Consider the following 25,050-nt stretch of genomic DNA (forward strand, 5'->3'; position numbering starts at 1 on the left):
AACACATGCAGACCTACAAGAAATTCCTCCTGGCCGCTGCCGCCACGCTGGTCTTCTCCGCCAACGCCATGGCCGCGGAAAAACTGCGCATGGGTATCGAAGCGGCCTACCCGCCGTTCAACAACAAGGACGCCAGCGGCAACGTGGTGGGCTTCGACAAGGACATCGGCGACGCCCTGTGCGCCAAGATGAAGGTCGAGTGCTCGGTCGTCACCTCCGACTGGGACGGCATCATCCCGGCCCTGAACGCCAAGAAGTTCGACTTCCTGGTGTCGTCGCTGTCGATCACCGACGAGCGCAAGGTGGCCGTCGACTTCACCGACCCCTACTACTCCAACAAGCTGCAGTTCATCGCCCCCAAAGGCGTCGACTTCAAGACCGACAAAGCCTCGCTCAAGGGCAAGGTGATCGGCACCCAGCGCGCCACCCTGGCCGGCACATGGCTCGAAGACCACTACGGCAGCGACGTCGAAGTGAAACTGTACGACACCCAGGAGAACGCCTACCTCGACCTGGTCGCCGGGCGCATCGACGGCATCCTGGCCGACAAGTACGTGCAGTACGAGTGGCTCAAGGGCAAGGAAGGCCAAGGCTTCGAGTTCAAGGGCGAGCCGGTGGAAGAAAGCGACAAGATCGGCATCGCCGTGCGCAAGGGCGACGACCGCCTGCGCAACGACCTGAACGCCGCGCTGAAGGAAATCAAGGCCGACGGCACCTACAAGAAGATCAACGACAAGTACTTCCCGTTCAGCATCGAATGATCCTCCCCGACCTGCGCGCCTGAGGGCGCGCGGGTATCTGGAAAGCACCTGCCCATGAATATCGACTTGCACGGATTCGGCCCGGCCCTGCTGGCTGGCATGCTGATGACCGTAAAACTCGCGCTTTGCGCGCTGCTGCTGGGCCTGGTGCTCGGCCTGCTCGGCGCCCTGGCCAAGACTTCCCCCGCCAAGCCCCTGCAATGGCTGGGCGGCGCCTACTCGACCCTGGTCCGCGGCGTACCCGAACTGCTCTGGGTGCTGCTGATCTACTTCGGCACCGTCAACCTGGTCAGCCGTCTGGGCGAAGCCCTGAACATGCCCGATCTGGAGCTGAGCGCCTTCGCCGCCGGCGTGATCGCCCTGGGGCTGTGCTTCGGCGCCTACGCCACGGAAGTGTTCCGCGGTGCCATCCTGGCCATCCCCAAGGGCCACCGCGAAGCGGGCCTGGCCCTGGGCCTGTCGCGCGGGCGCATCCTCTCGCGCATCATCCTGCCGCAGATGTGGCGTATCGCCCTGCCGGGGCTGGGCAACCTGTTCATGATCCTGATGAAGGACACCGCGCTGGTGTCGGTGATCGGCCTGGAAGAGATCATGCGCCACGCGCAGATCGGCGTGACCGTGACCAAGGAGCCGTTCACCTTCTACATGGTCGCCGCCTGCATGTACCTGGCCCTGACCGTGGTGGCCATGACCGGCATGCACTTCCTGGAAAAACGCGCCGCTCGCGGCTTCATGAGGGCCGGGCAATGAACTGGGATGTGATCATCAAGTACCTGCCGCGCCTGGCCGACGGCGCGTTGCTGACCCTGGAGCTGGTGGCCATCGCGGTGGTGGCCGGGTTGATCCTGGCGATCCCCATGGGCATCGCCCGCGCTTCGCACAAACCCTGGCTGCGCGCCCTGCCCTACGGCTACATCTTCTTCTTCCGCGGCACGCCGCTGCTGGTGCAGCTGTTCCTGGTCTACTACGGCCTTGCGCAGTTCGACGCCGTGCGCCACAGCGCCTTGTGGCCGTACCTGCGCGATCCGTTCTGGTGCACCGTGCTGACCATGACCCTGCACACCGCCGCCTACATCGCCGAGATCCTGCGCGGGGCCTTGCAGGCCATCCCCCGTGGCGAGGTGGAAGCGGCGCGGGCGCTGGGCATGTCCAAGGCCAAGGCCATGTACTACATCCTGCTGCCACGCGCGGCACGGATCGGCCTGCCGGCGTACAGCAACGAAGTGATCCTGATGCTCAAGGCCAGCGCGCTGGCCAGTACGGTGACCCTGCTGGAGCTGACCGGCATGGCGCGCACGATCATCGCGCGGACGTATCTGCCGGTGGAGATCTTCTTTGCGGCGGGGGTGTTCTACCTGGTGATCTCGTTCGTGCTGGTGCAAGGGTTCAAGGTGCTGGAGCGGTGGTTGCGGGTGGATGCGTGTCAGGGGCGGTGAGCTGGTCTGCGCTTGGCCTATAGTCTGCGTGGGTCCCCTGCCCTTAACCTCGGCAGGCGACTCACAAGCCCCCATGAGTGGCTCCCCAAACGCTGATCACCGTCCCACTCTTGAGGCACAACGCACGACCCCTGGGAAGTGAGCCCTGTGGGAGCGGCTTCAGCCGCGATGGGCCGCAAAGCGGCCCCAACCCTGTTATCACCTTCTGCCCCCGCTTGTACCGCGATTGGTCCGTCGGAACCGCACTGTCGCCCATCGCAGGTAAGCTATCGCACACCACCCTCGCCCTTTCCAGACACTCCATGACCAACCCCCAAACCCTCCAAGGCCCCCAACTCCTCACCCGCTTCCAGGCCCTGGACCGCTTCCTGGTACGCCACCAAGCACTATGGCGCCCCCGCCCCTTCCACCACCTGCAACTCCCTTGGGAAGCCGACCATCCAACGTTGGCCAACCACCTGCGCCACTGCACCCTCGCACAGGCCGAAGCCGCCGAGACTGACCCGGCCGCTTCACAACCACCCACCCCATTCCCCCAATGGGCCGACGAAGCCCGCCACCTCTCCCACACCCCCGACCTCCCCGACATCGGCCTCCCTCCCGCCATCCCCCGCCTCGACGTCAACGTCCCCGGCCGCAAATGGCAGCAGATCGAGGCCTTCGGCCGCCGCCTCGACTACCGCACCACGCCAACCCACTGGATCGACTGGTGCGCCGGCAAAGGCCACCTCGGCCGCCGCCTGCTGCAACCCGGCCAACGCCTCACCTGCCTGGAATACGACCCCGCCTTGGTAGAGGCCGGCCTCGCACTGAGCACTCACCACCGATTGCCGGCCGAGCACCGCCAGCAAGACGTCATGGCCCCCGACTGCGCAGCACAACTTTCCGACGAGGCCAGCGTGGTCGCCCTACACGCCTGCGGCGACCTGCACATACGCTTGCTGCACCTGGCCAGCGAACGCGGTTGCCCACAGATCGCCATCGCACCGTGCTGCTACAACCGCATCGCCGGCCAGCGCTACCAGCCGATCTCCGCGCCCGCACAAGCCAGCCCATTGGCCCTGAGCCTCGACGACCTCGCCCTGCCCCTCAGCGAAGCCGTCACCGCCAGCGCGCGCGTACGACGGCAGCGAGATGCGTCCATGAGCCGGCGCTTGGCGTTCGACCTGTTGCAGCGCGAGCAGCGTGGCGTCGACGAGTACCTGCCGACACCTTCGTTGCCGGTCGAATGGCTGCACAAGCCTTTCGCCGAGTACTGCCAGGATTTAGCCGCGCTCAAGGGGGTGGCGCTTACGGGCGGCGTCGATTGGACGGCCTTGGAAGCCGCCGGCTGGCAGCGCCTGGCCCAAGTGCGCAATCTGGAGCGGGTGCGCAACCTGTTCCGACGGCCGCTGGAGCTGTGGCTGGTGCTGGATCGAGCGTTGTTTATGGAGCAGAACCACTATCGCGTGCGGGTAGGAGATTTCTGTGAGTACGACCTGACTCCAAGAAACCTAATGGTGCTTGCTGAGCGTTAGAAACAACAAATCCTGTGGATAAGTCTGTGCAAAAGCTTGTGATGAAAAATGGCGGAGCTATTGCACACATCGATTTATCGAGTGACCCGTTAGCCAAAATTCCGGCTTTAGATCAGTAAAATCAGACACTTGAGCAGCATCGATCGCCTGCGACCAACGGTACGTGATGTGCGTAACTTTGGCACACCCCTTGTGAATAACCAGGTCAGGTGATACGTCGAAAAGGCCTAAAGATTGGTTGAAATAATCTGAATATAAAAGAAACGATTGCACCCACAAAATGTCGCGACGGCCTGCAAAGACCGGACAAAACACCGTAAAATCGCCGTCATTCCCGCTATCGTTCGAAGAATCGCCACCGTGACTACTCTCAAAGCCCTCGCGCTCCCCCTCTTCGCCCTTCTGCTCACCGCCTGCGCTGCCCCGGCGCCTCACAACCCCGGCACCTCGGCCGACTGGCCCGTGCCTACCATGCAGCTAGGCGACAAACGCGGCCTTCCGCAAGGCTTCGAGCCCTGCCGCAAGCGCGGCTGCGACAACAACAAGCTCTTCTTCAACCCGGCCCAACCCGAGCCAAGCCCTACTACGCTGCACCGCGGCTGGTAAGAAAATTCTCCTTTTCTAACGCGGGGTTAGGTTAATTTCGCCGGAATGCGAGGAAGTGGTTTACACCCGCCCCGCGATGGCTATAATGACGCCCCATTGCCGGTATAGCTCAGCTGGTAGAGCAACTGACTTGTAATCAGTAGGTCCCGGGTTCGATTCCTGGTGCCGGCACCATATAAGGTTTCAGAGAAGGCTTTAAAAATCTCTGGAAACCACGGAAAACCCGCCTTCTGGCGGGTTTTTTCGTTTTGGCCCCTTGTTGAATTTCGAGGCTAGCCAGCGCTAATGAGGGTGGTTCGAGGGTAGAGATCCGTTTCGATATCGGAGACTGCTGTTATGGCCCACAGCACTGTCCTGCTCACAGATATCGCCTGCCTTACGGCAAAGCCTAGCGCGCGCGGGTACAAGCTTTTCGACGGCGACGGTTTTTATCTGCTTGTACAACCTAACGGCCGCAAAGGCTAGCGGCTTAGGTAAGTGAAACTCGATGGCCTCGATGGCCTCGATGGCTTCGAAGGCCTAACTGCCTCGGGCAGCTATCCGGCAATCGGACTGAGCGACGCACGCTGCAAGCGCTTCGAGATCAAGCAACAGCTTGCCAACAACATAGATTCCACCTAGGCACTGTACGAAATCAGGCAACGTAGACAACTCATGGAGCAAGCCAGTAAGACCATTGCTGCATAACTTTTTGCGAGCTTATCGAAGCGCGTCACGAGCCGGCGGTTTCTTGCAGCCAGCCGAACATACGCCCAATAATGTAGCGCTGTCGGTACTTGGGCCGGTCTAATAGCCTGGGCAAGCCGGGCTTAGGCTTGCGTTTCATTGCGTGCTTCGGAATAACAGACTGTATACGGCAGCGGTCGCAGTATTGGCGCAAAGCCTCTGCGTCATAGCCCTTGTCGGTTAGTAGGCACTTGCAGCGCTTGCGAGGGCATCCGCGCTGAGCTGAAGGAATGCTGACGCTTTCTAGCAGCGGCTGCGCATAGCTGGCTTAACCGCCAGAAAGAAGACAATGCAACTGAACTCCATTGGCGTCACAGAGCATATAGATCTTGGTCGTCAGGCCACCGCGGCTGCGGCCTAGAGCGTGATCGGCAGGCTCGTCAGCCCCCTTTTTTTCCGAGCGTCTGATGAGGCACGAATGGCGCGCAGTGGGGTTGAGTCAATCATCCAGGTCTGCAAGTCGATCAAACCTTGCTCATTCAGCTTTAGGTGCAAACGCTTGAGCATATGATTTCGCCAACCGCGGAACCGTTGGTACACGATTGACCGCGGGCCGAAACGCTCCGGCATGTCACGCCAGGCAGCGCCGGAGCAAAGTACCCACAGCACGCCATCGAGCATCAGCCGATCACAAGCCCGAGGCCGGCCACGCCTACATGTTTCGGTGAAAAGATCGGAGACCATATCCCAGGCCTCGCCCGAAATTTCGTACCGCTTCGCCATCACAGGATTCCTTTCCATTGATGGCTGAGGAATCTACAAAATCCTTGAGGCTGTGGGGCAATGACTAGATTTCTCAGATTCCGTACAGAGCCTAGACCTCAAGCCCCTTGCAAAACCCTAAGCGCAGCCGAGGCTAGAAAACCAGAGCGGCTTTTCTGCTCAGGATGATACTTTACGTACTCATCGATTCGATTGAGCAAATAGCCAGGCAGGGTGATATTTAATTTCTCAGCCTTACCCAGATACTTAGTTATATCAATATCGACAACGGCCCAAATACAGCCTGCATAATCAGGCTTGGCCGAATGCACAGTCACTTTAGAGGCTGTAGGAATCACCGCTCCTTCCTCGGCCAACAACTCCAAGTGACCCTCCATCGCTTCTTTAGCCATGGCCATGGCATCGTCGAGATCTTCACCAGCCGAGAAGCAGCCAGGAATATCTGGAACTTCAACACCCCAAGCGTGTTGCTCGTCACCTTGATGAATCGCAATTGGGTAGAGCATTGGCATGTCCTCCTCGGACGCTGTACGAACATCTAACGTTGAAATCAGCGTTATCGCATTTGACCACCTAGCGCGAGTAGTCTGATGTAACCAAAAGACGTTTTCTCAAAGCTGGGCCTGTTTCAAAATACTATTAACTGTTTTGAGAAGCAGATCCTTCTTTGGGTGCGGAACCGTTACCAGTCCTTTTTTTGTCGGGTGCTTGAAATGGTGATGGCTACCTTTTGCTCTCACCTCATACCACCCGTCAGCCATAATTTTTGCTATGAGCTCACGGCTATTCAATGTTGACTTCCTCTGCGCTGCCGCTAGTGGTTACCGTACCCACCAAAAGATGTACTGTCAACACCATAACCACCAGCATGAATCATCGGAGGTAGGTAGGTATCGAAGCAGTAAATGTAATCAATCACTAACCGCAGTCCCTCCAATTCGGTACCGTGTCTGCTAAACACGTTCTCTACCTGGTAAATACGTCTTGTCCGCTATCCAGCGCCTACAACCTGAGTGATTTACAGCTCCATCGACCCCTTGCCAAGACAGCAGCACCATAAGGAGACGGACCTCATGAGCAAAGCCCTCCTCAAAGCCGCAGCCTCCGGCCAAACCCCTCAACTACAAACCCTACTGGCCAATGGCACCCACATCGACTTCACCGACAAAGCCACCGGCCGCACCGCCCTAATCGAAGCCGCCATCAAAGGGCACACCGAAGCGGTGAAAGTCCTAATCGAAAACGGCGCAGACCGCGACGCCACCGACGATGTGATGGGTTACACCGTCCTCGGCTGGGCCGCTAGCGAAGGCCATACACCCCTCGTCCACTTTTTGCTGGAAGCCGGTACATCCGTAGATCTGACAACTTCCATAGCCGGTCGAACACCCTTGATGGACGCCGCATCCGGTGGCCATGACATGATCGTGGCCGCATTATTGTCAGCCGGCGCAAAGGTGCACCTGCAAACGGGTGACGGGCGCAATGCACTGTCGATCGCGCAAGAGCGGGGCCATGCATCTGTGGTAGCTCTCTTGCTGGAACACGGAGCAGTGGCACCGGTCATGCCCGAAGAGTCTTACTTACCCTGGCCCAGCGTCTCACCTGACCTGTCGGATATCGATGACACAGACCCTGCCAGCGTACTGCGCGGTTTTCTACTAGCCATGCACCGCTGGGAAACGGGCTGGTATGAACTCAGCAAAAGCCAGACCGACGACAATCCATTGGACTGGTCAGCCATACAAGACAGCCAAAACCGAATCTTCGAACGTTTCTGCACCCCCAAACCGCGCACCTACGGCCGCTTGGGCAGCTTCGGTTTTCCCCCTACTTACGCACCCGAAGACATGCTCATCAGCATCGAGCCCTTACCTCGCCGCACGCTACTCATGACCCGCCAAGCGCCCGACGCGCCGGTGCGTTACGAAACGTTGTTCAGCCTGGTCAAAAAAGGCGGTGTCTGGCGCGTGGACACGAAGAAGAAACGCGTGTGGGGTTGGGCGGAAGACTGGGAGACCGGCATTTTATGAGCACCACCGAGCGAACGGACTTGAACCCCATGAACCTGCAAGGCAAAGACCCGCAACTGGACATCCCCTGGCCGTCGATCAAAGGCCGGCAAGCCGTATTCATCGAACGGATCGCGCTGACTCGATCAGAAGCCGAGGTGCTGGGGAGCCATACTGCCCGCGAACTCTATTTGTTCGGTGCCGGCGTAAAGACGGGCGAAGTCCACCCGCAATACGGCGAGTTGGAGCGCATCGAATTTCTCGTCATCGAAAAGCCGGAAAACGGCACAGAAGTCATGGCTCATGCGCTCGCCCAGCACCAAAGCGTGATGTACAGCCGCGAAGATGAAAGCGGGGGCCGTGCATGCGTCGACATGCTCAAGAAGAAAGACATCCGCTTCTTGCGCAGGCCACCCAAGTGGAAGGCATCGGATGCCAGCATCCCATGCCATGACGGGCAGCTTTATCATTTCCTCACACAGGTTTATTTGCCGGAAACGCCAACCACCCGCCAATACCTGACGTTTTCGCAGAGTCTGTTCCTGTTCGTGTGCATCGCCGAACACGACGAGCTTCATGTGCAGATCTTTGCCCAGGACACCTCGCAGCAAACGGCGGAGGACCATTATCGGCTGGAAGCGCAGATGATGCGTTTCGATCGGCATCGTGACGATATGCACATCGTCTCGGCGATGATCGAAGGCGGCTCCAAGCTTATACAGGCGTACATACTTGAACACCCCGAGGTGAACGGGCAGGCGTTGGCGTTGTTGGCCGAGCATGGCAAGACCAAAGCCATCAGAGAGGGTGCGGCCAAGAAAGCGCGTGTGAAGGCTGAATTAGCTCGTTGAAGGACACATTAGAGGGTTTATCTGGATGGCGGGTTGCAGACCTTCGCGGCCGAGCGAAGCAGCGAACCGGCCGCCCCTACGCTTCGATACGGGAGGACGCGTGAACAAGGCACACCGCATTCATTTTGAAGAAACCTTGCAGCAGGAGCTCAAGAAGATCGAGTGCGATCACCTGGCCATTACCGCAGTCAAACGAGGCCTGAAACTGCGCTTCGAAAAGAAGCTCGTCGCGGAGTTGGACTTTCAGTACCTCACCAAGGCCCACGCCTTCACCCTGCTCGGGCGAGTGGTCGGCGGCCCCCTTCATGAAGCCATGTCGAAGATCGAGGCGCCCTACAGAAGCAACCTGTTCTGTGACGCGGTCCTGTCGTTCACCACCTCGGGCAGGCAGGACAAGAAACCCGGCTTCGACATTTACGGCAAGGTCGACGTCCCCCGCCCTGAGCACGCCAGCGAAACGTGCGAGGCCATTCGGCATGCGCTCGAAACGCATTACATCCCTTGGTTGGTCGGTTGTGTATTGCCTAGCGAACGTACCATCAGTGATGTCATCGCCTCACCTACCGACTACGCCTACCCGGCCGTATTCATTCATTGCGCGACTACCTGCAACCCGTCGCTGTTGAACGACGCGTTAAGACAGCGGCTGAAATTCTGCAAGAAAATCATCAAGAACAAAGCCTTCGATTTCCCACTGCTGGGCATATCCTGATTGCACGCTCTTCCGTTCAGACGCACTTGAAATCGCCTTTCCGGACTTCCGGTCGCCGCACCCCCTGCCTGCGGCAACCATCCTCAACCTGGCAAATACCTCAATACTTCCAACTCACCGTCGCCATCAAATTCCGCGGCGCCCCGTAATTGGTAGACCCCGCCGACTGATACAACGAAAGCAGATACTTCCGATCCGTCACATTGTTCACGTTCAACCCCAACGTCCAATGCTCGTCCACCTCATAACTCGCCATCACATCCACCAACGCATACGCCTCCTGGCTCACCCGGCTGTTGGTGTCCAGCTCCGTCCCACTCTGCCACTGCACCCGCGTCCCCACCTTGGCCTTGGGCAGCATCGGCAGCCGGTACGTCAAACTCCCACGCAGCGAATGGGTGGGAATGTACTTGCGCGCATGGTCCCCGTCGTCGTTCTCGATATCGACATAGGTATACCCACCCGACAGGTCCAACCCCGTCAGCACTTCACCCGACGCCCCCAGCTCCACACCACGGCTCTTGAAGTTGGTGCCGCGGTACAGGTACTGCCCACCGACGAATTCCCCCGTCAGCTCGGCGACGTTGTCCTGCTCGGTCTTGAACGCCGCCGCCGTCAGCGTCAGGCGCTCGTCCAGCAGCAGGCCCTTCACCCCCACTTCCAGGCTCTTACCGTCGAGCGGCTCGACCACGCCGCCGCTGGTGCTGCGCACGTACTGCGGTTTGAAGATCTTGGTCCAGCTGGTGTACAGGCTCCACTGCGGGGTCAGGTCGTAGACCAGGCCGGTGTAGGGCGTGACCTTGCCATGCACGCGGGTGTCGTGGGGCGAGCCGTAGCCTGCGCCGTCGCCGTCGGCGCTGAGCATGCGCGCGCCGGCGATCCAGTGCAGGTCGTCGGCCAGGCTGAAGCGGGCGCCGGCGAACAGGCTCTTTTGCCGGTCGGTGAACAGCTGAGTGTTGATGTCGTCGGTGTAGGTGAAGGGCGGCTGCACGACGTTGCCGGCCAGGACGTCGGCGAGGGTGGCCGAAATAGAGCCCGCCTGGCTGAAGTAATGGCCGCGCTCGTCGTGGTGGGTGCGGCCGTAGTTGGCGCCCAGGGTCAGCTCGTGTTCGCGCCCGAGGAGCGCGAACGGCCCGGACAGCTTCGCCTCGCCGGTCACCTGGTGTTCCTTGCTGGTGGTGCGGTTGACGTAGGCATAGACGCTGTCGGCGGTCGCCGGGATGGCGTACAGCATCTTGGTGTCGGAATCCTGCTTCATGCCGGTCAGGGTCAGCGTGCTGTTCCAGCCGTTGTCGAACGCGTGGGTCAGCTCGGCGAAGGCGCGCTGGGTGTGCACGTCCCAGTAGGTCCAGGGCTGGCCGACGCTGGAACTGCGGCTGCTGTAGTGGATGCGGTTGCCGGCGTAGTCGGCGATGGGCAAGGCGCCCCAGGTGCTGCCGTTGGAGTAGCTGTTCTGCTGGGTGAAACCCACGGTCAGGGTGTCGGCGTCGGTCAGGTCGAAGGCCAGCAGGCCGGCGGCGACGTTGACTTCGTGGCCGTACTGGTCGAGGTAGGAATTGCCTTTGTCGTGGGAGGTGACGAAGCGCCCGCGCACGTTGCCGCTCTCGGTCAGCGGGCCGGACAGGTCGAGCGCCAGGCGGCGGTTGTCCCACGAGCCGATGCTCGAGTCGACGCGGGCCTGGAAGGTGTCGGTGGGGCGTTTGCGTACCAGGTTGACGGTGGCCGAGGGGTCGCCGGTGCCGCTCATCAGGCCGTTGGCGCCGTGCAGCACGTCGACCTGTTCGAACTCGGTCAGGTCCTGGTCGCCGACCAGCACGCCGCCGGAGAACGGCAGGCTCATGCCGTCGAACTCGAAGTTCTCGATCTTGAAGCCGCGCGAGGTGAAGGCGGTGCGGTCGGTCTCGAACTGCTCGACGGTGACCGAGGGCGCGTTGCGCAGGGCGTCCTTGACGCTGTTGAGCTTGAAGTCGTCGATCTGCTCGCGGGTCACTACGGTGATGGCCTGCGGGGTTTGCTTGTCGGTCAGGCCCAGGCGCGTGGTACTGGAGGCAGCTTCGCCACGGTAGCTGCGTACGGGGACGATGCTGCCGCTCAGTTGTTGCTGGATTTGCGTGGGCGCCAGCATGACTTCGGTGCCTGCGCCCGAGGCTTGAGCCGGCACCAGGTACAGGGTGACCGCGTCGGTGCGCGCGAAGTTGTAGCCGCTGCCGCGCAGCAACTGGCCCAAGGCCTCTTCGGCCGAGTACTGGCCCACCACCCGCGGGCTGCGCAGGGCGGCGTCGAGGTCGCCGTCGAGCATGACGTTCTGGCCCGACTGCTGGCTGAACTGCAACAGCGCCTGGCGCAGCGGCTGCGCCGGGATGTCCAGCGCGAGCTTTTGCATCGCGGTGGTGGTGGCCGGCGCCGTCGCCCCCTGAGCCTGCAATGTGCTTACGAGCAGGCTGCACGCCAATGCGGTGCTCAGGGCGCTGCGTTGCCAGCGGCCATCGGTTTTCAAGACAGGGGTGGGGTGCAGGGCCATTGCGGGTGTTCCTCGGAAAAGGCGCGGGATGCGAATACCAATCAGTCAGGCGAAGACGCACGAGCGCGCGGGATTTCTGGAGGCGTGGTGAATTATTTCTGCGTGAACGATCAGGCGGGGTAGATCAGGGTGATCAGGTCGGTGTAGCGCTGGGCGCGGATCGACAGCGCCGTGGTCATGGCGTCGAGCAGTTGCTCGGGCTTGTCGAGGTTGAGGATCAGGCTCACCCGGCGTGCGGCGAGCCGTTCGTCCATGACGAAGATGCGACCCGGGCGCCAGCGTTGCAGTTGCTCGACCACACTGGCCAGCGGCTTGTCGAAGAACACCAGGCGCCCGCTGCGCCAGGCGAGCACCTGCTCCAGCTCGGCGTGCTGGATGGGGCCGGCGTGGTGGCGGGTGAACCGCAAGGACAGCCCTTCGTCCAGATCGGTGCGCTGGTTGGCAGTGACTACGCTGGCCGTCTTGCGGCTGACGGCCAGCAGCGCCGAAGTGCTGTCGCATGACAGGCAGAACTCGCCATCGGTCGTCAGCACTTGGCCGTAAGGCGTACTGACCGCGAATTCGCTGCCGGCACGGGGTTGCACGTTGAAATAGGCTTCGCCTTGCAGCAACTCCACCGACCGTTTGCCGGACGAAAAATCCAGGTTCAGCGCGGTGTTGCCAGCCAGCTCCACCGTCGAGCCGTCGGGCAGCGCGACGCTGCGCCGCTCGCCCACACCGCTGCGCACGTCGGCGAACGGCGAGCCCATGCCGCTGAACCACCAGGCCGAGGTCGAAGCGGTGACCGCTACCGCGCTGGCGGCGATGCCCAGGCCGACGAAGCGCCGGCGCGACAGTGGCGTGGCAGCCTTGGGCACAGGTGGGTGCAGCTGCGCGGTCGCTGCCCATAGCTGTTCAAGTCGAGCGTAGGCCGCGCGGTGCCGGGGGTCGGCGTCGAGCCAGGCGGCCAGGCGCGCGCGCTCGGCGTCGGTGGCCGCGCCGCCCTGGATCAGGGCGAACCAGCGGCTCGCCTGATGGCTGACGTCATCGGCATGCGGCGGCGGGGCCTGGGGTGGTTCGGCGCTCATAGGGCTGGCGATGGGCTGCGGTGGTCTCGGGCGGCAGAGTGTAATGCAGGGCGGCCGTGTGCGCCTGCCGCTTGGGCGAACACCTTACTCATTCGGGCATGCCGCTCTTGAGCAGGTCCAGCGCACGGACCATACGGCTGTAGGCGGTTTGTGCGGGGATGCCCAAGCGTTGGCTGATTTCGGCGTAGGTAAGGCCTTCCACACGCACCAACAGAAATACTTCGCGACACGGAGCCGGCATGCTTTCGATCACGGCATTCAGCGCAGCCAATTGCTGATGGGCGATGGCGGCCTGTTCGAGGGTCGGGGTGGCCGGTTCGAAGGCAGCCACGGTGGGCTCGTCCAGCGGCTTGCCCTTGCGGTGGGCCTGGCGCCGGGTGTGGTCGATGAACAGGTTGCGCGCGGCGGAGAACAGGTAGGCCCGGAAGTTGCCGATCGGGGTGCGGGTCATCTGCTCGGACAGGCGGATGAAGGTGTCCTGGGTCAGGTCGGCGGCGGTTTCCTTGCAGCGCAGGCGGCGGTCCAGGTAATCCTGAATCTCGCCACGGTGGGCGAGGTACAACGCCTTGAGATCTGAGCCGGACATGAAAGCGACCTTGGGAGGCAGGGAAGCAGGCGCAGGAAAGTATCACAAAAGAGAATCATTTGCGCTTGTGTTCGGAGGGGTCAGCCGCCCTCTTCCGACGGCTGACGAACCGCTCAATAACGCCGGTTGCCCATCAACTCGCCGAGCACCTGATTCGGGATGCGAAACGGCACCGAAGTGTGGTCTTCACCGGCTTCGATACGAAAGCCCGTACGCAGGCCCGTGCCGGACAACGCCTGCAAACGCACGGACAAGGCACGGGCATCGTCGACCATCTGCACCGAATCGCGTTCGCCCATGACGATGCTCAGGCTGGTATGGGTCAGCGCGAGTTGCCCGGCGAGCGCGCGTTGGGTGAAGGCCCGCTCGGGCGCCAGCAGGTGTTGGTCGCGCCACCACAGGCTGGGACTCACCGCCACCACGTGCTGGAACAGCGTGGGCCGGGTGAACAGCGTGTAGAGGCCGAACATGCCGCCGAACGAATGCCCGACCAGGCTGCGCTGGTCGGGGTCGACCTTGAAGCGCTCGGCCACTTTGGGCATGAGCCGTTGCTCGATGAAGTCGAGGAACAGGTCCTGGCCGCCCTGGGGTGGGGTGTTGCGCTCGGGCGGCGCGGGCGGCGTCAGGTCGAAGGCCCGGCGGGTGAAGTCCAGCGGCGTGTCGCTCGGGTAGCCGATGGCGACTAGGATGGCGCCGCGCAATTTGGGCTGCGCGCGTTTGGCGGCGTGGAAGGCGGGAAAGTAGGCGTTGCCGTCGAGCAGGTAGATCACCGGGTAGCCGCCGGTGTAGGGCACCTCGCCTTCGGGCAGGCTGACCATGATGCGGTAGTCGCGGCCGGCGGCGCTTTGCATCTGCCATTGCTCGGTGCCGTCGAGGATGACGGGGGTGGCGTGGCAGAGCGTGGTGGCGGCGAGCAGGTAGGTGCCTAGCAGTGCGAAGAATTGGCGAATCATGGGTTCAGGTTCTATTCCGATCAGGAGGGACGCCCCAATGCCCATGGGCTGGATATGGAGTGCTCGGGTACTGATAAGACGCATCGGAAGGCAAGTTTTCTGAAGGGCTCGCGTAGTGGCCACGTCGATGGCCGCTGTCACCTTCTCAGCTACGCAAAGGCCTTTAGGGCTGCCGTGCGGCCCATTGCGAGCGTAGGGCGCAAGGCGTGGGCCGCGCGCGCTCACCCCATCACTCGTCGAGAAACGTGTCGTTGTCCATGTAGAAATTCAGCGCACGCACATAGTCGCCGTGCTCAGCCGCCGGCTTTTGCGCCATCAGCACCATGACCACATCGGCGAACTGCTGCCCGGAATACAGATAATTCAGACCCGCCACCTGGACTGGCTCGGGGTACACTTCCTGATCATCGACCACGTCGGGGTAATCGGCGATCAGGTAGACGCCGTGCAGGTCGAGTTCGTCCTGATCTTCCCCGTAGAGGCAGAAATCGTCGCCCAGATCCGGGTCTTGTTTGACGCCCTCGATGATTTCGCCAAGTGTGTGACGGTGGTTCGTCTTTAGCATGTGTCTCGCCCCTGTCGCTCGCTGCATGACCTTTCCATGGCCGAACGCCAAGCGTCGACCCCTTTCCACTCAGACCCGCGCTCCATCGACGCTCGGCAGTACCGCACTGCCCTCGAAAATCACCTCAAGCGCTTGTCTGACAACGGCCAGGTGCGTCGCCACCGTCTCGGCGTCGCCGGCTATGTCCGCCTCGATCGTCGAAGCGCCGAAGTGCGCCACAAACGCCTCCTTCACCTGCACTTGCAAGCGGTTTCCCACAAGCTTAACGGCGCTGATCGCATGGGCCGCTTCGTAGTCCGACTCGCTGGTTTGCAACCCAATGCCGTCGTCGACCGTGGCATGCTCGTCTTCGTCCAGCCGGGCGATGATCAGAAACCGTTCAGGCGCTGCCGGGTCGTCCCCCAGTGCCAGCACCTGCACCCCATCTTCTTCGTAGTGCTCCACGGTGGTTGCACGAAACGCTGTGGTGGCCATCGGTTTGCGCCGCTCCTCTGAGATTGGAATGTCGAGCCTCGGCAACGATCACCTCATATCTCGCCCCGCTCGCGCAACCGCGCCATCGCCCCCTCCATCGTCACCATCCCCACCCCTGCCCCCATCTGCATCGCCGACTGCACCTGCGCAAGCCGCCCTTCGCGAATCAGATTGCGCACCGCCGGCGTACCGATCAGCACCTCCCTTGCCGCCACACGCCCACCGCCCTTGCGCTTGACCAGCACCTGCGCCACCACCATCCGCAGCGAGTCGGCCAGCATGGCGCGCACCAGCGCCTTTTCCTCCGCCGCGAACACCTCCACCAAACGTTCGATACTGCTCACCGCCGAGCGCGTATGTACCGTGGCCAGCACCAGGTGCCCGGTTTCGGCGGCGCGCAGGGCCAGACGGATCGATTCCAGGTCGCGCAGCTCGCCAAGCATGATCACGTCCGGGTCCTGGCGCAGGGCGCTGCGCAATGCCTGGGTGAAGCCAGCGCTGTGGCGGCCCACTTCGCGCTGGTTGATCAGGCTGCGCTGACTGGTGTGGACGATCTCGATAGGGTCTTCGAGGGTAAGGATGTGCAGCGGGCGTTCGCGGTTGAGCTGGTCGATCAGTGCGGCGAGGGTGCTGGACTTGCCGCTGCCGGTGGGGCCGCCGACGATCACCAGACCGTCGCCCAGCGTGGACACGGTCTGATAGACCGCGTGCAGATCGAGCTGATCGAGGCTGGGGATGGTACTGGCGATCAGCCGCAGGCTGGCGGCGGGGCCGTGGGCCTGGCGGAACAGGTTGAGGCGAGCGCGGCGTCCGTCCGGCAGGTCCAGCGCTAGATCGAGTTCGTCGCCCTCGCGCCACTGGCGCCGCTGCGCTTCGCCGAGCCAGGGGTCGATGCTTTGATACAAATCATTGCTGCCCAGCGCGGGCAGGTCGAGGCGTTGCAACTCGCCGTCGATGCGCAGCAGCGGGGGTTGGCCCGCCGCCAGGTGCAGGTCGGAGGCGCCCGCGCGGGCGGCTTCGGCCAAGTGTGCAGTCACGTCCATGAGACTCCCCAATGGCAACAGAGCAGGTAGAATGCGTCGACCCTCGAGCCGCCGGCGTTGAACCATGTCCACCCTAGCAGACAACCTGAATGCCCTCGAAGCGCGCATCCGCGACGCCGCCCAAGCGGCCGGGCGCGACCCTGCCAGCGTGAAGCTGCTGGCGGTGAGCAAGACCAAACCGGCCAGCGCCATCCGCGAGCTGCATGCCGCCGGCGCCTGCGACATCGGCGAGAACTATTTGCAGGAAGCGCTCGGCAAACAGGCCGAATTGGCCGACCTGCCCTTGACCTGGCACTTCATCGGCCCCATCCAATCGAACAAGACCCGCGCCATCGCGGAACATTTCGATTGGGTACATGCCGTGGACCGCTTGAAGATCGCCCAGCGCCTGTCGGAGCAACGCCCCGCCGGCCGCGAGCCGTTGAACATCTGTCTGCAGGTCAACGTCAGCGGCGAAGCCAGCAAGTCCGGTTGCAGCCCGCACGAGCTGCCGGCGCTGGCCGAAGCGGTGAAGGCCTTGCCCGGTGTGCGCCTGCGCGGCCTGATGGCGATTCCCGAACCCACCGAAGACCGTGCCGCCCAGGAACAGGCATTCGCCCAGTTGCGCGAACTGCTCGAACGGCTCGACCCGGCCCTGGACACGCTGTCCATGGGCATGAGCCACGACCTGGAAGCGGCCATCGCCCAGGGAGCGACCTGGGTCCGCATCGGCACCGCCCTGTTCGGCGCCCGCGACTATGGGCCCGTCTGAATCCATGCTTCACTCACCCTTTCCCGCAAGGACCTGACATGAGCAAGACACGTATCGCCTTCATCGGCGCCGGCAACATGGCCGCCAGCCTCATCGGCGGTCTGCGCGCCCAAGGCCTGGACGCCGCGCAGATCCGCGCCAGCGACCCCGGTGCCGAAACCCGTACCCGCCTCCAGGCCGAGCATGGCATCGAGGTCTTCGAAGACAACGCCCAGGCCGTGGCCGACGCCGACGTGGTCGTGCTGGCGGTCAAGCCACAGGTCATGAAAGCCGTGTGCCAAGCCCTGGCCCCGGCGCTGGGCAAGCACCAGCTGGTCGTCTCCATCGCCGCCGGCATCACCTGCGCCAGCCTGCAAGCCTGGCTGGGCGAGGTGCCGGTGGTGCGCTGCATGCCCAACACGCCGTCGCTGCTGCGCAAGGGCGCCAGCGGCCTGTACGCCACGGCAGAGGTGTCGGCCGAACAACGCGATCAGGCGCAAACCCTGCTGTCGGCCGTCGGCACCGTGCTGTGGGTGGAGCAGGAGCAGCAGATCGATGCCGTGACGGCGGTGTCCGGCAGCGGCCCGGCGTACTTCTTCCTGATGATCGAAGCCATGACCGCCGCCGGCGAGAAGCTCGGCCTGAGCCGCGAAGCGGCCTCGCAACTGACGCTGCAAACCGCCCTGGGCGCCGCGCACATGGCAGCGGCCAGCGAGCACGATGCCGCCGAGCTGCGCCGTCGCGTCACCTCCCCCGGCGGCACCACGGCGGCGGCGATCGACGCTTTCCAGAACAATGGTTTCCAAGCGTTGGTCGACAAGGCCCTGGAGGCTGCGGCGCAGCGCTCCGCGGAACTGGCCGAACAACTGGGCAAATGAGGAGCTGTCGATGAATGCACTGTCCGGCGCCGCGATCTTCGTGGTGCAAACCCTGGTCAGCCTGTACCTGGTGATCGTCCTGCTGCGCTTCGTGCTGCAACTGGTCAAGGCCAACTTCTACAACCCGCTGAGCCAGTTCGCGGTGCGCGCCACCCAGCCGCTGCTCAAGCCCATCCGCCGCATCATCCCCAGCATCGGCGGCCTCGACACCTCGTCGCTGCTGCTGGCGGTGGTGTTGCAGGCGCTGCTGATGGCCTTCGTGCTGATGGTCACCTACGGCACATTCGGCAACGTCCTGCAGCTGTTCCTGTGGGCGCTGCTGGGCGTGGCCTCGCTGTTCCTGAAGATCTTCTGGGTGGCGATGATCGTCATGGTGATCGTCTCGTGGATCGCGCCGAACAGCCACAACCCGGCGGCCGAACTGGCCTACCAGATCGCCGAGCCGGTACTGGCGCCCTTCCGCCGCATCGTACCCAACCTCGGCGGCCTGGACATCTCGCCGATCTTCGCCTTCCTGGCGATCCAGGTGCTCCAATCGTTCGTGCTGCCGCCGCTGGCCGCCCAGATCGGCATGCCGCAGGAACTGTTCCGCATGATCTGACCCTCGCAGCCCCCGGCGGCTTGCCGCTGGGGGTGGCGCTCTTTAGACTTACGCCTCATTCACGCGTGAGCAGGGTCGATGTCCATTGCCTTTCCCGAAGACTCCGTCGGTCTGGTAACCCCGCAGGTTGCCCGATTCGATGAGCCGTTGCCGCTGGCCTGTGGCCGCTCCCTGGCCGCGTACGAACTGATCTACGAAACCTACGGCACGCTCAATGCCAACGCGAGCAACGCGGTGCTGATCTGCCATGCCCTGTCCGGCCATCACCACGCGGCGGGCTACCACAGCGCCAGCGACCGCAAGCCGGGCTGGTGGGACAGCTGCATCGGCCCCGGCAAGCCGATCGACACCAACCGCTTCTTCGTGGTCAGCCTGAACAACCTCGGCGGCTGCAATGGCAGCACCGGCCCCAGCAGTTTGAATCCGCTCACCGGCAAGCCCTACGGCGCCGATTTCCCGGTGCTCACAGTGCAGGATTGGGTGCACAGCCAGGCGCGCCTGGCCGATCGCCTGGGCGTCGCGCAATGGGCGGCGGTGGTCGGCGGCAGCCTGGGCGGCATGCAGGCGCTGCAATGGACCATCACCTACCCCGAGCGCATCCGCCACTGCGTCGACATCGCCTCGGCGCCCAAGCTGTCGGCGCAGAACATCGCCTTCAACGAAGTGGCGCGCCAGGCCATCCTCACCGACCCGGAATTCCATGGCGGCTCGTTCCAGGACCAAGGCGTGATCCCCAAGCGCGGCCTGATGCTGGCACGCATGGTCGGCCACATCACCTACCTGTCGGACGATTCGATGGGCGAGAAATTCGGCCGCGAACTCAAGAGCGACAAGCTCAACTACGACTTCCACAGCGTCGAGTTCCAGGTCGAGAGCTACCTGCGCTACCAGGGCGAAGAGTTCTCCGGCCGCTTCGACGCCAACACCTACCTGCTGATGACCAAGGCATTGGACTACTTCGACCCGGCCGCCGACCACCACGGCGACCTGGCCGCGACCCTGGCCGGGGTCAAGTCCGAGTTCTGCATCATGTCGTTCACCACCGACTGGCGCTTCTCCCCGGCCCGTTCGCGGGAAATGGTCGATGCGCTGATGGCCGCGCGCAAGAACGTCTGCTACCTGGAAATCGACTCGCCCTATGGCCACGATGCCTTCCTCATCCCCACACCGCGCTACATGCAGGGGTTTGCCAACTACATGAACCGCATCGTCATCTGAGGACCGCATGAGAGCCGACCTGGAAATCATCCACGACTGGATCCCCGCCGGCAGCCGCGTGCTCGACCTGGGCTGCGGCAACGGCGAACTGCTGGCCTCGCTGCGCGACCGCAAGCAGGTGCACGGCTACGGCCTGGAAATCGACGCCGACAACATCGCCGCGTGCGTGGCCAAGGGCGTCAACGTCATCGAGCAGGACCTGGACAAGGGCCTGGGCAACTTCGCCAGCAACAGCTTCGATGTGGTGGTCATGACCCAGGCCTTGCAGGCCGTGGAGTACCCCGACCGCATCCTCGAAGAGATGCTGCGCGTGGGCCGCCAGTGCATCATCACCTTCCCCAACTTCGGCCACTGGCGCTGCCGCTGGTACCTGGCCACCAAGGGCCGCATGCCGGTGTCGGACTTCATGCCCTATACCTGGTACAACACGCCCAACATCCACTTCTGCACCTTCGCCGACTTCGAGGCGCTGTGCCTGGAGCGCGATGCCAAGGTCATCGACCGTCTGGCGGTCGACCGGCTGCATCGCAATGGCTTGGGGGGTAGGATCTGGCCTAACCTGCTTGGGGAAATCGGTATCTACCGTGTCAGCGGCCCCGGCCTGGACGCCCATCGGGTCGCCGTCTGATCGAGACGCGGTGGCGGTTTCCCCCTCACCGCGCGCTTCCCACTGGAGTGACTGACCCATGCGTCGTCTAGCCGTATTCCTGCTCAGCCTGTGCCTGACCGCCCCCCTGTTCGCCGCCGAGGCCGCCCGCCCCGAGCGCAAGCAGGCGTTCGGTGACGTGACGGTGTTCTACAACGCTTTTTCTTCGAGCATGCTGCAAGCGCAGGTGGCCGCCGACACGGGCCTGACCCGCAGCAAGCAGCTCGGTGTGCTGACCGTGGCCGTGCTCAAGGCCGACAAACCCGGCATGGCGGTGGTCAGCGGCACGGTGAAAGACCTCACCGGGCGCAGCAGCCCGTTGTCGTTCCGCCAGACCAGCAGCCAGGGTGCGATCTCCTACGTGGCCCAGTTCAAGGTCGAGCAGGCGCAGCGCATGGTCTTCGACCTCGATATCGAAACCGGCGGCGTCAGCCACTCCCTCAGCTTCAACCAGGACGTATTCCCAGGCGAATGATGAATCTCCAGCAGCTCGTATTGGCCAGCCACAACGCCGGCAAACTCAAAGAACTCCAGGCCATGCTCGGCGAATCGGTGCGGTTGCGCTCGATCGGCGAGTTCAGCCAGGTCGAACCCGAGGAAACCGGGCTGTCGTTCGTCGAGAACGCCATCCTCAAGGCGCGCAATGCGGCACGCATTTCCGGTTTGCCAGCGTTGGCCGACGACTCCGGGCTGGCGGTGGACTTCCTCGGCGGTGCGCCGGGCATCTACTCGGCACGCTACGCCGACGGTCAGGGCGATGCGGCGAACAACGCCAAGCTGCTCGATGCGCTGAAGGACGTACCGGCCGAGCAGCGCGGCGCGCAGTTCGTCTGTGTGCTGGCGTTGGTGCGCCATGCCGACGACCCGCTGCCGATCCTCTGCGAAGGCTTGTGGCACGGGCGCATTCTCACCGCCGCCAGTGGCGAGCACGGCTTCGGCTACGATCCGCTGTTCTGGGTGCCCGAGCGCGACTGCTCCAGCGCCGAGCTGGCACCCTTGGAAAAGAACCAGTTGAGCCACCGCGCCCGCGCCATGGCCTTGCTGCGTCAGCGTCTGGGCCTGGCATGACCGAGCAGCCGTCCGCGTCTTTGCTCTATCCCGCAGCGGCGCGCATCGCACTGCCGGAACCTCCGCCGCTGGCGCTGTACATCCACATCCCGTGGTGCGTGCGCAAATGCCCGTATTGCGACTTCAATTCGCACCAGGCCGGGCCCGAGATACCGGAAGCGGCCTATGTCGATGCGCTGCTGGCCGACCTCGACCAGGAGCTGCCCGCCGTACAAGGCCGGGCGATCAGCTCGATCTTCTTCGGCGGCGGGACGCCGAGCCTGTTCAGCGCAGCCGCCTTGGGCCGCCTGCTGCGCGGCGTGGAGCAGCGCATTCCCTTCGCCGCCGACATCGAGATCACCCTGGAGGCCAACCCCGGCACCTTCGAGCAGGACAAGTTCAAGGCCTACCGGCAACAGGGCATCAATCGCCTGTCGATCGGCGTGCAGAGCTTCCAGCCGGAAAAACTCGAGCGCCTGGGGCGCATCCACAATGGCGACGAAGCGGTGCGTGCGGCCGGCATGGCGCGGGCGGCGGGCTTCGACAACTTCAACCTCGACCTCATGCATGGCCTGCCCGAGCAGTCGCTGGACGACGCCTTGGGCGACCTGCGCCAGGCCATCGACCTGGGGCCGACGCACCTGTCGTGGTACCAGCTCACTGTCGAGCCCAACACGGTGTTCTGGAACCAGCCGCCGGAGCTGCCCGAAGACGACATCCTCTGGGACATCCAGGAAGCCGGCCAGGCGCTGCTCGCCAGCCAGGGTTTCGCCCAGTACGAGGTGTCGGCCTATGCCCAGCCCGGCAAACCGGCGCGGCACAACCTCAACTACTGGCGCTTCGGCGACTTCATCGGCATCGGCGCCGGCGCCCACGGCAAGCTGTCGCTGGCCGACGGGCGCATCGTGCGCACCTGGAAGACGCGCCTGCCGAAGGACTACCTCAACCCCGAAAAGCCATACAAGGCCGGGGAAAAGGCCTTGCCCATCGACGAGCTGCCGTTCGAGTTCCTGATCAACGCCCTGCGCCTGACCCAAGGCGTGGAAGCCGACCTGTTCACCCGCCGTACCGGACAGCCCCTGGCGCAGTTGGCCGACGCCCGCCGCAATGCCGAACAAAAGGGCCTTTTACGGGTCGAACCGGATCGACTGGCCGCCACGGCGCGCGGCCAACTGTTCCTCAACGACCTGCTGCAATACTTCCTGACCTGAGGCTGATCCATGGACATGGTACTTGACCTGCTCGCGACCGTTTCCCGCTGGAGCCGCGGCAATCTCTCCGAGATTTCGCTGGCGTTCGTCGGTTGCCTGCTGGTGCTGTTCGGCACCGACATCAAGGCCTGGGCCGAACAGCGCCTGGGCAGCGTGGCGGGCGCCTTGCGCGTACCGGCCATGGCCCTGCTGGTGATGATCGGCAGCGGCGCTGCGCTGATCTATGCGACGCCCTGGGTGATGAAGGGATTGAGCCAGTTCAACAACTACGCGCTGGCGCCGGTGTTGTTGGTGGTGTTGGCGTTGGTGGGGATCGTGGCGGATCGGCGGGGTTGAGGGTTGGCCTTTAGATCTTGGGCTGCCGCTCCAGTATGCCTATAGGGCTGCGAAGCGCGCTTTGCACAACTGCCGCGCAGCATTTGTAGCACGCGGTAACGGACATGGGCCGGCTTGGCCGGCCATCGCGGCTAAAGCCGCTCCCACAGTGGAAGCAGGCGCAACTGCGATTGCTGTAGAAGCAGTTTTAGTCGCAGCCGAACTTGTGGGGGCGGCCGGTTCGGCGCTCCGATTAGCCGCGATGGGGCGCGAAGCGGCCTTGGATCGGCCGCCTCGCCATCACATCAAGCCAGCTTCTCGAACTTCAAATCCCACACCCCATGCCCCAGCCGCTCGCCGCGGCGTTCGAACTTGGTGATCGGGCGTTCTTCCGGGCGCGGCACGTAAGCACCGTCGGCCGCCTGGTTGCGGTAGCCGGGCGCGGCGCTCATCACTTCGAGCATGTACTCGGCGTAGGGCTGCCAGTCAGTGGCCATGTGGAAAATCCCACCGGGCTTCAACTTGCTGCGCACCAGTTCGGCGAATTCCAGCTGCACGATGCGGCGCTTGTGGTGGCGCGCCTTGTGCCAGGGGTCGGGGAAGAACAGCATCAGGCGGTCGAGGCTGTTGTCGGCCACGCAGCGGTTGAGCACCTCGATGGCGTCGCAGTCGTAGACCCGCAGGTTCTTCAGGCCTTCGGTGAGCACGCCGTTGAGCAGCGCGCCCACACCCGGACGGTGCACTTCGACGCCGATGAAATCCTGCTCGGGCGCAGCGGCGGCCATCTCCAGCAAGGAGTGCCCCATGCCGAAGCCGATTTCCAAGGTGCGCGGCGCACTGCGGCCGAACACCTGGTCGTAGTCCACCGGCGCATCGGCCAGCGGCAGGACGAACTGCGGGCCGCCGATGTCGAGGCCGCGTTGCTGGCCTTCGGTCATGCGCCCGGCGCGCATTACGAAACTCTTGATGCGGCGGTGCGGGCGTTGTTCGCCGTCGGCGGGGATCGGCGTTTCTTGCGATTCAGTCATCAGGGGCTCTTACTTGATCAGACCATCCAGCGGCGACGAGGCGCTGGCATAGAGTTTTTTCGGCATGCGCCCGGCGAGGTAGGCCAGGCGACCGGCGACGATGGCGTGCTTCATGGCCTCGGCCATCATCACCGGCTGTTGCGCGTGGGCGATGGCCGAGTTCATCAGCACCGCTTCGCAGCCCATTTCCATGGCGATGGTGGCATCCGAGGCGGTGCCCACGCCGGCGTCGACCAGCACGGGCACTTTGGATTCTTCGAGGATGATCTGCAGGTTGTAGGGGTTGCAGATGCCCAGGCCCGTACCGATCAGGCCGGCCAGCGGCATGACGGCGATGCAGCCGGCTTCGGCCAACTGGCGGGCGATGATCGGGTCATCGCTGGTGTAGACCATCACGTCGAAACCGTCCTTGACCAGCACTTCGGCGGCCTTGAGGGTTTCGATCACGTTGGGGAACAGGGTCTTCTGGTCGGCCAGCACTTCGAGCTTGACCAGGTTGTGGCCGTCGAGCAGCTCACGGGCCAGGCGGCAAGTGCGCACGGCTTCGACCGCGTCGTAGCAACCGGCGGTGTTCGGCAGGATGGTGTAGCGGTCCGGCGGCAATACGTCGAGCAGGTTCGGCTCGCCGGGGTTCTGGCCGATGTTGGTGCGGCGCACGGCAACGGTGACGATTTCGGCGCCCGAGGCTTCGATGGCCTGGCGGGTTTCGTCCAGGTCGCGGTATTTGCCGGTGCCCACCAGCAGGCGCGAGGCGAAGGTACGGCCGGCCAGGGTGAAGGGCTTGTCAGTGCGAACGTTGCTCATCGGGACTCCTCGGGTAAAG

At 63.4% G+C, this 25,050-nt stretch carries 28 protein-coding genes, 1 tRNA gene and 2 pseudogenes; 19 read left to right on the top strand and 12 right to left on the bottom strand.

What is annotated here, in order from left to right:
• The first annotated feature begins 5 nt into the window (after nt 1–5).
• The 7 genes and pseudogenes from B4M43_RS09655 to B4M43_RS09685 all read left to right on the top strand — a co-directional run.
• Nucleotides 6–761: an ABC transporter substrate-binding protein gene (locus tag B4M43_RS09655; protein ID WP_296266464.1), complete on the top strand. Its 756-nt coding sequence runs from the start codon at nt 6–8 to the stop codon at nt 759–761.
• Nucleotides 762–815: 54 nt separating this feature from the next.
• Nucleotides 816–1,511 carry an ABC transporter permease gene (locus B4M43_RS09660; RefSeq protein ID WP_296266466.1) on the top strand — a complete coding sequence of 232 codons (696 nt, stop codon included), beginning with the start codon at nt 816–818 and terminating at the stop codon, nt 1,509–1,511.
• A complete protein-coding gene (locus B4M43_RS09665; protein WP_296266467.1) occupies nt 1,508–2,197 on the top strand; it encodes an ABC transporter permease in 690 nt (229 codons plus the stop codon). Before B4M43_RS09660 ends, B4M43_RS09665 begins: the two co-directional genes overlap by 4 nt.
• A gap of 302 nt (nt 2,198–2,499) precedes the next feature.
• Nucleotides 2,500–3,714: a methyltransferase gene (locus tag B4M43_RS09670; protein WP_296266469.1), complete on the top strand. Its 1,215-nt coding sequence runs from the start codon at nt 2,500–2,502 to the stop codon at nt 3,712–3,714.
• Between the two features lie 360 nt (nt 3,715–4,074).
• Complete coding sequence (locus tag B4M43_RS09675) at nt 4,075–4,320, top strand: hypothetical protein (protein WP_296266471.1); 246 nt, start codon at nt 4,075–4,077, stop codon at nt 4,318–4,320.
• Between the two features lie 98 nt (nt 4,321–4,418).
• Nucleotides 4,419–4,494, top strand: a tRNA-Thr gene (locus tag B4M43_RS09680).
• 162 nt (nt 4,495–4,656) lie between these two features.
• Nucleotides 4,657–4,932 (top strand): annotated as a pseudogene (locus B4M43_RS09685) (Arm DNA-binding domain-containing protein); the annotation flags it as partial.
• 5 nt (nt 4,933–4,937) lie between these two features.
• On the opposite strand, the pseudogene B4M43_RS09690 reads toward B4M43_RS09685, so the two are convergent.
• The 3 genes and pseudogenes from B4M43_RS09690 to B4M43_RS09700 form a co-directional block, all read right to left on the bottom strand.
• A pseudogene (locus tag B4M43_RS09690) lies at nt 4,938–5,769 on the bottom strand (IS5 family transposase).
• A 98-nt stretch (nt 5,770–5,867) separates the two neighbouring features.
• Nucleotides 5,868–6,275 carry a type II toxin-antitoxin system HicB family antitoxin gene (locus B4M43_RS09695; protein ID WP_296266474.1) on the bottom strand — a complete coding sequence of 136 codons (408 nt, stop codon included), beginning with the start codon at nt 6,273–6,275 and terminating at the stop codon, nt 5,868–5,870.
• A gap of 105 nt (nt 6,276–6,380) precedes the next feature.
• Nucleotides 6,381–6,560 (bottom strand): type II toxin-antitoxin system HicA family toxin, encoded by a 180-nt coding sequence (locus B4M43_RS09700; RefSeq protein ID WP_296266476.1) that lies wholly within the window; start codon nt 6,558–6,560, stop codon nt 6,381–6,383.
• A gap of 282 nt (nt 6,561–6,842) precedes the next feature.
• Here B4M43_RS09700 and B4M43_RS09705 point away from each other — a divergent pair, with 282 nt between their 5' ends.
• The 3 genes from B4M43_RS09705 (at nt 6,843) to B4M43_RS09715 (ending at nt 9,344) form a co-directional block, all read left to right on the top strand.
• Nucleotides 6,843–7,802: an ankyrin repeat domain-containing protein gene (locus B4M43_RS09705; protein WP_296266479.1), complete on the top strand. Its 960-nt coding sequence runs from the start codon at nt 6,843–6,845 to the stop codon at nt 7,800–7,802.
• 29 nt (nt 7,803–7,831) lie between these two features.
• Nucleotides 7,832–8,632: a hypothetical protein gene (locus B4M43_RS09710; protein ID WP_296266481.1), complete on the top strand. Its 801-nt coding sequence runs from the start codon at nt 7,832–7,834 to the stop codon at nt 8,630–8,632.
• A 100-nt stretch (nt 8,633–8,732) separates the two neighbouring features.
• Nucleotides 8,733–9,344, top strand: coding sequence for a hypothetical protein (locus tag B4M43_RS09715; RefSeq protein WP_296266483.1), 612 nt, complete (start codon nt 8,733–8,735; stop codon nt 9,342–9,344).
• Between the two features lie 100 nt (nt 9,345–9,444).
• Here B4M43_RS09715 and B4M43_RS09720 read toward each other — a convergent pair whose 3' ends face one another.
• From B4M43_RS09720 to B4M43_RS09750, 7 genes are all read right to left on the bottom strand, one after another.
• Nucleotides 9,445–11,865: a TonB-dependent siderophore receptor gene (locus B4M43_RS09720; protein ID WP_296266485.1), complete on the bottom strand. Its 2,421-nt coding sequence runs from the start codon at nt 11,863–11,865 to the stop codon at nt 9,445–9,447.
• A 110-nt stretch (nt 11,866–11,975) separates the two neighbouring features.
• Complete coding sequence (locus B4M43_RS09725) at nt 11,976–12,932, bottom strand: FecR family protein (protein ID WP_296266487.1); 957 nt, start codon at nt 12,930–12,932, stop codon at nt 11,976–11,978.
• Nucleotides 12,933–13,020: 88 nt separating this feature from the next.
• Nucleotides 13,021–13,518 (bottom strand): RNA polymerase sigma factor, encoded by a 498-nt coding sequence (locus B4M43_RS09730; RefSeq protein WP_296266489.1) that lies wholly within the window; start codon nt 13,516–13,518, stop codon nt 13,021–13,023.
• A 113-nt stretch (nt 13,519–13,631) separates the two neighbouring features.
• Nucleotides 13,632–14,471 carry an alpha/beta hydrolase gene (locus tag B4M43_RS09735; protein WP_296266491.1) on the bottom strand — a complete coding sequence of 280 codons (840 nt, stop codon included), beginning with the start codon at nt 14,469–14,471 and terminating at the stop codon, nt 13,632–13,634.
• A gap of 229 nt (nt 14,472–14,700) precedes the next feature.
• The gene (locus B4M43_RS09740) at nt 14,701–15,036 is read right to left on the bottom strand and encodes a DUF7716 domain-containing protein (RefSeq protein WP_296266493.1); all 336 of its coding nucleotides are present in this window, start codon (nt 15,034–15,036) and stop codon (nt 14,701–14,703) included.
• Between the two features lie 69 nt (nt 15,037–15,105).
• Nucleotides 15,106–15,510 (bottom strand): hypothetical protein, encoded by a 405-nt coding sequence (locus tag B4M43_RS09745; protein WP_296266495.1) that lies wholly within the window; start codon nt 15,508–15,510, stop codon nt 15,106–15,108.
• A 53-nt stretch (nt 15,511–15,563) separates the two neighbouring features.
• The gene (locus B4M43_RS09750) at nt 15,564–16,553 is read right to left on the bottom strand and encodes a type IV pilus twitching motility protein PilT (protein WP_296266497.1); all 990 of its coding nucleotides are present in this window, start codon (nt 16,551–16,553) and stop codon (nt 15,564–15,566) included.
• 64 nt (nt 16,554–16,617) lie between these two features.
• On the opposite strand from B4M43_RS09750, the gene B4M43_RS09755 reads away from it, so the two are divergent.
• The 9 genes from B4M43_RS09755 (at nt 16,618) to B4M43_RS09795 (ending at nt 23,220) form a co-directional block, all read left to right on the top strand.
• The gene (locus tag B4M43_RS09755; RefSeq protein WP_296266498.1) at nt 16,618–17,304 is read left to right on the top strand and encodes a YggS family pyridoxal phosphate-dependent enzyme; all 687 of its coding nucleotides are present in this window, start codon (nt 16,618–16,620) and stop codon (nt 17,302–17,304) included.
• A gap of 38 nt (nt 17,305–17,342) precedes the next feature.
• The gene (proC, locus tag B4M43_RS09760; RefSeq protein ID WP_296266500.1) at nt 17,343–18,161 is read left to right on the top strand and encodes a pyrroline-5-carboxylate reductase; all 819 of its coding nucleotides are present in this window, start codon (nt 17,343–17,345) and stop codon (nt 18,159–18,161) included.
• A 10-nt stretch (nt 18,162–18,171) separates the two neighbouring features.
• On the top strand, nt 18,172–18,762 hold the full coding sequence (locus tag B4M43_RS09765; RefSeq protein WP_296266501.1) for a YggT family protein: 591 nt from the start codon (nt 18,172–18,174) through the stop codon (nt 18,760–18,762).
• 78 nt (nt 18,763–18,840) lie between these two features.
• The gene (gene metX / locus B4M43_RS09770; protein ID WP_296266503.1) at nt 18,841–19,980 is read left to right on the top strand and encodes a homoserine O-succinyltransferase MetX; all 1,140 of its coding nucleotides are present in this window, start codon (nt 18,841–18,843) and stop codon (nt 19,978–19,980) included.
• 7 nt (nt 19,981–19,987) lie between these two features.
• The gene (gene metW / locus B4M43_RS09775; protein ID WP_296266505.1) at nt 19,988–20,608 is read left to right on the top strand and encodes a methionine biosynthesis protein MetW; all 621 of its coding nucleotides are present in this window, start codon (nt 19,988–19,990) and stop codon (nt 20,606–20,608) included.
• 58 nt (nt 20,609–20,666) lie between these two features.
• Nucleotides 20,667–21,101: a DUF4426 domain-containing protein gene (locus B4M43_RS09780; protein ID WP_296266507.1), complete on the top strand. Its 435-nt coding sequence runs from the start codon at nt 20,667–20,669 to the stop codon at nt 21,099–21,101.
• On the top strand, nt 21,098–21,694 hold the full coding sequence (gene rdgB / locus B4M43_RS09785; RefSeq protein WP_296266509.1) for an RdgB/HAM1 family non-canonical purine NTP pyrophosphatase: 597 nt from the start codon (nt 21,098–21,100) through the stop codon (nt 21,692–21,694). The genes B4M43_RS09780 and rdgB overlap by 4 nt, the downstream gene beginning before the upstream one ends.
• Nucleotides 21,691–22,884: a radical SAM family heme chaperone HemW gene (hemW, locus tag B4M43_RS09790; RefSeq protein ID WP_296266511.1), complete on the top strand. Its 1,194-nt coding sequence runs from the start codon at nt 21,691–21,693 to the stop codon at nt 22,882–22,884. The genes rdgB and hemW overlap by 4 nt, the downstream gene beginning before the upstream one ends.
• Before the next feature lie 9 nt (nt 22,885–22,893).
• The gene (locus tag B4M43_RS09795) at nt 22,894–23,220 is read left to right on the top strand and encodes a DUF3392 domain-containing protein (RefSeq protein ID WP_296266513.1); all 327 of its coding nucleotides are present in this window, start codon (nt 22,894–22,896) and stop codon (nt 23,218–23,220) included.
• Nucleotides 23,221–23,504: 284 nt separating this feature from the next.
• Here B4M43_RS09795 and trmB read toward each other — a convergent pair whose 3' ends face one another.
• Both trmB and B4M43_RS09805 read right to left on the bottom strand, forming a co-directional pair.
• Nucleotides 23,505–24,227 (bottom strand): tRNA (guanosine(46)-N7)-methyltransferase TrmB, encoded by a 723-nt coding sequence (gene trmB / locus B4M43_RS09800; RefSeq protein ID WP_296266515.1) that lies wholly within the window; start codon nt 24,225–24,227, stop codon nt 23,505–23,507.
• Nucleotides 24,228–24,236: 9 nt separating this feature from the next.
• On the bottom strand, nt 24,237–25,031 hold the full coding sequence (locus B4M43_RS09805) for a thiazole synthase (RefSeq protein ID WP_296266517.1): 795 nt from the start codon (nt 25,029–25,031) through the stop codon (nt 24,237–24,239).
• Nucleotides 25,032–25,050 lie beyond the last annotated feature (19 nt).

This window comes from Pseudomonas sp. UBA6562, assembly GCF_002434265.1.
Taxonomy (GTDB): domain Bacteria; phylum Pseudomonadota; class Gammaproteobacteria; order Pseudomonadales; family Pseudomonadaceae; genus Aquipseudomonas.